The organism is Geminicoccus sp., assembly GCF_036263595.1.
Taxonomy (GTDB): Bacteria; Pseudomonadota; Alphaproteobacteria; order Geminicoccales; family Geminicoccaceae; genus Geminicoccus.
Genome location: NZ_DATAGQ010000166.1, coordinates 23,467 through 30,236, shown reverse-complemented (window position 1 = coordinate 30,236; position 6,770 = coordinate 23,467). Strand labels below are relative to the sequence as shown.

Genomic DNA, 6,770 nt, shown 5'->3' with positions numbered 1-6,770 from the left:
CCTGCAGTCGCTGCAACTCGCGCTGGCCGCGTGGGTCCTCGGGCAGGAAGTTGACCGCGACGGCAGCGCCAGAGCGGGCAAGCAGTTCCACCGTTGCCAGCCCGATGCCCGACGCGCCGCCGGTGACGAGCGCCGTCTTTCCTTGAAGGTCGTAGGAGATCATCTCGGCACCATCGGCTTGATCGCCCGCAGCGCTTTCTTGAGCGCCAGCAGGCGGTTGTCACGTTCCTGGAACAGTTCGGCAGGGCTGGCGTCTTGCCACTCGTAGAAGCCCTGCCCCGAGCGCACTCCCTCCTTGCCGGCCTCGACCAGCCGGTCGAGCGTGGTCGAGCGGCCGGTCATGGGTGGCGGGCGATAGGAGCCGTTCGCAAGGTTCAGCCGCATCATCTCGAGGCCCGTGAAGTCTGCCTTGCCGATCACGCCCAGGATCGGCATGCGCAGGGCAAGGCCGTGAATGACGGAAAGATCCACCTCCTCCGGCGTCACCACGCCTTCGTCCAGGAGGTGGAAGACTTCCAGCGCGATGGCTTCCTGGATGCGGTTCGCGACGTAGCCCGTCACGAACTTGCGGAAGACTACCGGGACCTTGCCCATCGCCTCCAGCATGGCCTTGACCTCGGCTGTCACCGCCGGGTCCGTCTCCGGCGTCGGCACCATGTCGACCAGGTCGACCAGATAGGGCGGCGTGTACCAGTGCGTGATCATCGCGCGTGGCCAGCGACGGCGCGGGATCAGCGGGAACACGTCGAGATTGCTGGTGTTGCTGGCGAGGATGGCGTCGTCGGGTGCCAGCCGGTCGATCTCGGTGAAGAGCTGCGTCTTCACGTCGATGCGCTCCACCACGGCCTCCACGATCAGGTCCGCGTCCTGCACCGTGTCGGCCAGCTGCTCGTGGCGCGTAACGACCTGGCCCAGCCGCTCGCTCGTCCAACTGGCATCCGCCTCGCCCGCGTCGATCAGCGTACGCGCGGCCCGCTCGATGAGTTCCTTCGCCCCTGCCAGGACTGTCGGGTTGCTGTCGGTCAGCCGGACGCGATGCCCCCCCAGCGCGAACACCAGGGCCAGGGCATGCCCCATCAGACCGGCACCGATGACGGCGATCTGCTTCATCCAGACGCTCTCCCAGAAGATGGCGGGCTGTTCTCTTTCTGCCGCTCGCGGGCAACGTCTCGCGCTGCCGCTGCCCTGTCCATCCCCCTCGTCCGTGGTTCAACTCGCCAGCGAAATCGGCCTGCGTCCCTCGATGAGGTCACGCCTCCTGGCGAGCTCAACCCCGAGGAAGTCGGAAAAGACCCGCACCCTCGGCGCGTGGCGGAGGTCCGGATGGGTCAGCAGCCACAGATCCGCGGCAAAGGCCGGCTCCGGCGGCGCCAGGCGCGCCAGCGCGGGCATCGCGTCGGCGATGAAGCAGGGAAGATGGCCGATGCCGAGCCCGGCCTCCACCGCCTCCGCCAGGCCCAGCACGGAGTTCACCTTGTAGGCGATGCGCTCCGGCGGGACATGCTCGTTCACATGCCGCACTGCCTGGAGTGCCGCCAGGTTGTCGCCAAGCGAGACCCAGTTCCGCTCGTGGATGCGCTCGATGTCGACGGGTTCGCCCGTGCGGCCGTACAGCGCCCAGGCGATCCGCGCCATGCGCCGTCCGACCAGGTTCTCCGGCGGCCGGTCGGTCGCTCGGATGGCCACGTCCGCATCCCGCTTGGACAGGTTCAAGGCCTGGTTGCTCACCACGATGTCGAGCCGCAGGTCCGGGCAGGTCTCCCGGAAGCGGGCGAACAGGGGGGTCAGCAGGTAGATGAGCAGGCTGTCGTTGGTGGTCACCCGCAACTCGCCGGCGGGGCTGGCGCCGCGGCCCGCGAGCTTGCGGGTGACGGTCTTGATCTCCTCGTCCAGCCGCTCGGCCAGCGCCACGATCTCCTCGCCGGCCGCCGTCGCGGTGTAGCCGGTGCGGTGCCGCTCGAAGAGCATGATACCGAGCAGGTCCTCGATCTGCTTCAGCCGGCGGAAGACCGTGGAGTGGTTCACGCCGATCTGGGCGGCCGCGGCCGGCAGACCGCGCGCCTCGGCCACCGCCTTGATCAGCCGCAGGTCGTCCCAGGCCAGCTTGTCGAACGGTTCGCTCAAGGGGGAGCCGCCTATCGCCAGACGCAACGAGGCCGGCACCTTGGCCGGCCTCTGCGTCGATCGGGAGAGGGATCAGGCAGCCTGAACGCCGATTTTCCGTGCCTGGTGCACGGGGAGGACGGTCCGCTTCATCGCGAAGGCGCCATCACCCAGCATCACCTGCGCCAGAGCGGCGACTGCCAGGAAGGCCGGATATTCCCAGCCGCCATTCGGTGCGCTGAAGACCCAGCCATTGGCAGCATGGGCGCCGACGGCACCGAGCAGGATGGGCAGGAGGGCCAGTTGGGCCAGACGGCTATGGAAGCCCACGAGGATGGCGATGCCGCCGACCAGCTCCGCCAGGATGATCGGCCAGGCCAGCAGGGCCGGGAGGCCGAGCGAGCCGAGATAGCCTTCGAAGCCTGCCACCGTGAAGATCCCGTACTTCAGGTAGGCATGCGAAATGAACATGAGGCCCAGCGCCACGCGCAGTGCGAAGACGCCGTAAGGGGCAAACCGCTGGTCGATCATCGTGAGGAACCTCGCTTGGATGTCGGTGTCCAGAGCTTGTTCGATTTCACGCATGCACCACAACTTGTACATTTGCAGCCCATTGATTGCGTGAGTGCAATGAACGGGTCCTTCGCTTCGCACATCGCCGAGCCTATCTGGTTCCTCAGCGAAGGCGGGCCATCCGCCGCGATGAGGACATCATCATGACTGCTCATGGAATTCACCATGTCACCGCGATCGCGGGGCCAGCGCGGCGCAGCCGGGACTTCTATGTCGATCTGCTCGGGCTGCGGATGGTGAAGAGGACTGTCAACTTCGACGATCCTACCACCTATCACTTCTACTACGGCGACGAGGCAGGCAACCCGGGCACCATCATCACCCACTTCCCCTGGGAGCATGTAGCGCCCGGCCGCCTGGGCAACGGCGAGACCGAGGAAACCGTGCTGCGCGTTCCAGAGGCTTCGCTCGGCTACTGGATGCAGCGCTTCCTCGAGAAGGGCATCACCCATGAGACACCGAAGAAGCGGTTCGGCGAGACCGTCCTCTCCTTCAAGGATCCGGATGGGATGCGTCTTGCCCTGGCAGCCCTGCCCGGCATCGAGCGCGAAGCTGGCTGGACCGGCGGCGGCGTTCCTGCCGAGCATGCCGTGCGCGGCATCCATGGCGTGAGCCTCCTGCTCGACGACGATGCAGCCACCGGAGCCGTGCTCACGGACGTGCTGGGTTTCGAGCAGGTCGGCCGCGAGGATTCGCTGGTCCGCTTTCGCGCACCCGGCACCTCCATCGGCGGGATCGTCGACATCCATGCGGCACCCGGCTTCCTGCCCGCACGGATGGGCGGCGGGTCGGTGCATCACGTGGCGTTTCGCGCCGCCGATGACGCCGAGCAGGCGGAGATGGCGGAGAAGCTCGTGCGCAACCACCAGATCATGGTGACCGAGCAGAAGAACCGCGACTATTTCCGCTCCGTCTACTTCCGCGCTCCCGGCGGCACGATCTTCGAGATCGCGACCGACGAGCCGGGCTTTGCCGTGGACGAGCCAGCGGCCGAACTCGGCACGTCGCTGAAGCTGCCGCGCTTCCTGGAATCCCGCCGCGCCGGCATCGAGGCGGCCCTGCCGCCGCTTGCCTAGATGGCATGAGGTTCGTGATGACCACCGACAAGCTGTCGTTCATCCACCGGTATCTCCCGGGCACCGTGCCCGGGAGGCCGCCTGTCCTGCTGCTGCACGGCACCGGGGGCGACGAGACCGACCTCCTGTCGCTGGGCCAGGCGGTGGCACCCGGCTCTGCCCTCCTCTCGCCTCGCGGCAAGGTGCTGGAGAACGGCATGCCGCGCTTCTTCCGCCGTCTGGCGGAGGGAGTTTTCGACGAAGTCGACCTGCGCCGGCGTATCGACGAGCTGGCCGACTTTGTCCAGGAAGCACGCTCAGCCTATGGCCTGGCAGCGCCGATCGCACTTGGCTTCTCGAACGGCGCCAACATCGCCGCCGCCCTGCTCCTTCGCCAGCCCGACGTCCTGGCCGGCGCAGTGTTGCTGCGGGCGATGGTCCCGCTCACCGACGACACGCGGACAGGACTCGATGGCAAGCCCGTCCTGCTGCTGTCTGGAGAGGCCGATCCGATCGTCCCGTCGGAGAACGCCCGGCGGCTCGCATCCATGCTGACGCAGGCAGGTGCCAGCGTGGACCATCGGATCCTGCCGGTCGGCCACGGCCTGTCGCAGTCGGACCTGAGCCTGGCCAAGGCTTGGCTTGCCGAGCGCTGACGCTTAGTTCAGCGCCGGCGCGGCGTCGTCCTCGCCATCGAAGACATGCTGGGAGACCTCCGGGAATGCCAGCATGACCGCATCCCCAGGGGCCATGGACCGATGCGTGCCCGACCGGGTCTTCAGTTCGACGCCGCCCACGTCGATGGTGATGACATCGACATCGCCCTCCATCTCCACAAGCACCACGCGCCCCGGCATGGTCGCGTCGTTCCCACCGATCCGAATATGTTCCGGGCGAATGCCGAAGGTGACCTGCTTGCCCCGCCCGGGCAGGGCCTGTCGGACCGTCATCATCGGCTGCCCCTCGATGTCGAAGCGCAGCCGGTGTCCATCGTGGACGACGGCAGGCAGGAAGTTCATCGCCGGCTGGCCGAGGAAGCCGGCCACGAAGCGGTTCCTCGGCTTCAGCCAGAGTTCTTCCACCGTCCCGATCTGCTGCAGGTCGCCGAAGTTCATGACGGCCACCCGGTCGCAAAGGGCTACCGCCTCCTCCTGATCATGGGTCACGTAGATGGAGGTGGCGCCAATCGCGTCATGGATGTGCCGGATCCGGGCGCGCAGCCGCACGCGTGCATGCCGGTCCATGTGCGACAAGGGCTCGTCCAGCAGCAGCACGCTCGGATCGCGCACCAGCGCACGCGCCAGCGAGACCCGCTGCTGCTGCCCGCCTGACAGCTCATAAGGTCGCCGGTCGAGCACGTCCTCGACCTCCATCAGCTTCGCTATCTTTGCGACGCGTGGCCCGATCTCAGCGCGTGGCACGCCACGCGCTTCCAGCGGAAACGAAATGTTCTGGCGCACCGAAAGCGGCTGGTAGAGCGCGTAGTTCTCAAAGCCCATGCCGATGCCCCGGTCCTTGGGCGACAGGTCGTTCACGACCACACCATCAAAGCGCAACTCGCCCGAGGTGATGTCCTCCAGGCCGGCGATCATGCGCAGTGTCGAACTCTTGCCGCAGCCCGAGGGGCCGAGGATGCCCATGAACTCGCCCTTGGCGACCTGGAAGCTGATGCTCTTGACCGCCTCGACCCCGCCATAGCTCTTGCTGACATTGTCCAATGCCACCGACTTCACGTCATACCTCGCCGAGTTCGAAGGTCTTGCGGAACAGGAACAGGCGGTCGGCTGGGAAGCCGATCTCGATCGGCTCGCCGACCTGGGCGGTGACGCGGCCGGGCACCTGGGCCTGAACGATCCGGTCATGGCCCAGGCTGAAGCTCAGCAGCGACGCCTCGGCACTGTGCTCCACGGCGTAGACCGGCAGGCGCACGGCACCGCTCGTGGCGCCGGTACCATAGCGTACATCGCCGGGGCGGCAGCCAAGCCGCACCAGTCCATCGTCCCGCACGTTCACGGTTGCCTGCGCGCTCGGCAGGTCGATCACGATCGGCACCGGCGCATCCTCCACCTCGAAGCGCAGGCGCCCGCCTTCGCTCCGCAGGCGGCCGTCGATCAGGTTCATCGGTGGATCGCCCACCAGGGCCGCCACGAAGTCGGTGGCTGGCTGATGATAAATTTCCTTCGGGGTGCCGATCTGCTCGATGCGACCTTCGCGGAGGATCAGGATCCGGTCGGAGAGCGAGAGCGCTTCCCTGAAGTCGTGCGTGACGTAGAGGGTCGTGGCGCCGATCTCGAGCGCAAGCTGCTTCAGGCGCGTGCGGGTCTGGAACTTCAGCTTGGCATCCAGGTGAGCCAGTGGCTCGTCCAGCAGGAACACGTTCGGCTCGCGGACCATGGCGCGGGCCAGGGAGACGCGCTGGCGCTGCCCGCCGGAGAGCTGGCCCGGCAGTCGATCCAGGTACGGCTCGATGCTCAGGATCTTCGCGACGTGGACAACCTTCTCACGCTCTTCGGTCGGCGAGAGCCGGCGTGGGCGGGTGGGTGCTCGCAAGGGGAAGGCGATGTTCTCGTACACCTTCATCTGCGGATAAAGGCTGTAGTTCTCGAACGCCATCGCGACGTTCCGCTCCTGGATCGGACGGGTCGTGACGTCACCCCCGTCCAGCAGGACGCGGCCTGCGTCGGGCTTCACGATACCGGCCACTGTTTTCAGGAGCGTGGACTTGCCGGCACCCGATGCACCCAGGATTGAGAAGAATTCACCCTGGGCACAGGCGAACGATACGTTGTCGACCGCGACCGTCCGGCCGTAGCGCTTCGTGATGTCCTCGATAGCGAGCTTCTGCATCACGAAGTCCTCAAGGGCGCGCCGTCCATCGGGAAGAGGCGCTTGAGCACCACCATCGTCACGATCAGGCCCACAGTGGCGACGGTGCAGCCCACCCACATGCTTGCCACCGGCTCGAGGAAGCGCAGCCAGACCAGGTTGATCGTGACCCAGACCATGAAGCCCCAGAAGAGTCGTGCACCCCAGTCCATG

The 6,770-nt window shown here is 66.7% G+C and carries 9 protein-coding genes; 2 read left to right on the top strand and 7 right to left on the bottom strand.

All coding sequences use genetic code 11. From position 1 onward, the window contains the following. From VHL31_RS17945 to VHL31_RS17930, 4 genes are all read right to left on the bottom strand, one after another. Positions 1-163, bottom strand: a 163-nt coding sequence (locus tag VHL31_RS17945) for an SDR family NAD(P)-dependent oxidoreductase (protein ID WP_329662613.1), incomplete at its 3' end; no start/stop codon positions are given. Next, positions 160-1,110, bottom strand: coding sequence for a 3-hydroxyacyl-CoA dehydrogenase family protein (locus VHL31_RS17940; RefSeq protein WP_329662612.1), 951 nt, complete (start codon positions 1,108-1,110; stop codon positions 160-162). The genes VHL31_RS17945 and VHL31_RS17940, both read right to left, overlap by 4 nt. A gap of 99 nt (positions 1,111-1,209) precedes the next feature. After that, positions 1,210-2,124, bottom strand: a complete 915-nt coding sequence (locus VHL31_RS17935; RefSeq protein WP_329662611.1) for a LysR family transcriptional regulator — start codon at positions 2,122-2,124, stop codon at positions 1,210-1,212. Between the two features lie 72 nt (positions 2,125-2,196). Then, entirely contained in the window at positions 2,197-2,634 is a 438-nt protein-coding gene (locus tag VHL31_RS17930; protein WP_329662610.1) for a DoxX family protein, read from the bottom strand. A gap of 185 nt (positions 2,635-2,819) precedes the next feature. On the opposite strand from VHL31_RS17930, the gene VHL31_RS17925 reads away from it, so the two are divergent. Both VHL31_RS17925 and VHL31_RS17920 read left to right on the top strand, forming a co-directional pair. Beyond that, positions 2,820-3,752, top strand: a complete 933-nt coding sequence (locus tag VHL31_RS17925) for a ring-cleaving dioxygenase (RefSeq protein WP_329662609.1) — start codon at positions 2,820-2,822, stop codon at positions 3,750-3,752. A gap of 17 nt (positions 3,753-3,769) precedes the next feature. After that, on the top strand, positions 3,770-4,387 hold the full coding sequence (locus VHL31_RS17920) for an alpha/beta hydrolase (protein WP_329662608.1): 618 nt from the start codon (positions 3,770-3,772) through the stop codon (positions 4,385-4,387). A 3-nt stretch (positions 4,388-4,390) separates the two neighbouring features. On the opposite strand, the gene VHL31_RS17915 is transcribed toward VHL31_RS17920, so the two are convergent. Genes VHL31_RS17915 through VHL31_RS17905 form a run of 3 tightly spaced genes read right to left on the bottom strand, consistent with a single transcriptional unit; the run spans position 4,391 to position 6,769 of the window. Beyond that, the gene (locus VHL31_RS17915; protein WP_329662607.1) at positions 4,391-5,464 is read right to left on the bottom strand and encodes an ABC transporter ATP-binding protein; all 1,074 of its coding nucleotides are present in this window, start codon (positions 5,462-5,464) and stop codon (positions 4,391-4,393) included. A 1-nt stretch (position 5,465) separates the two neighbouring features. Beyond that, positions 5,466-6,578 (bottom strand): ABC transporter ATP-binding protein, encoded by a 1,113-nt coding sequence (locus VHL31_RS17910; protein WP_329662606.1) that lies wholly within the window; start codon positions 6,576-6,578, stop codon positions 5,466-5,468. After that, on the bottom strand, positions 6,578-6,769 hold the full coding sequence (locus VHL31_RS17905; RefSeq protein ID WP_329662605.1) for a hypothetical protein: 192 nt from the start codon (positions 6,767-6,769) through the stop codon (positions 6,578-6,580). The genes VHL31_RS17910 and VHL31_RS17905 overlap by 1 nt, the downstream gene beginning before the upstream one ends. Between the last annotated feature and the right edge of the window lies 1 nt (position 6,770).

What these genes read in the sequence shown, in the direction of transcription:
- VHL31_RS17940 (WP_329662612.1), bottom strand. Translation starts at nt 1,110, where the DNA reads ATGAAGCAGATCGCCGTCATCGGTGCCGGTCTGATGGGGCATGCCCTG.
- VHL31_RS17905 (WP_329662605.1), bottom strand. Translation starts at nt 6,769, where the DNA reads ATGGACTGGGGTGCACGACTCTTCTGGGGCTTCATGGTCTGGGTCACG.
- VHL31_RS17930 (WP_329662610.1), bottom strand. Translation starts at nt 2,634, where the DNA reads ATGATCGACCAGCGGTTTGCCCCTTACGGCGTCTTCGCACTGCGCGTG.
- VHL31_RS17925 (WP_329662609.1), top strand. Translation starts at nt 2,820, where the DNA reads ATGACTGCTCATGGAATTCACCATGTCACCGCGATCGCGGGGCCAGCG.
- VHL31_RS17910 (WP_329662606.1), bottom strand. Translation starts at nt 6,578, where the DNA reads ATGCAGAAGCTCGCTATCGAGGACATCACGAAGCGCTACGGCCGGACG.
- VHL31_RS17920 (WP_329662608.1), top strand. Translation starts at nt 3,770, where the DNA reads ATGACCACCGACAAGCTGTCGTTCATCCACCGGTATCTCCCGGGCACC.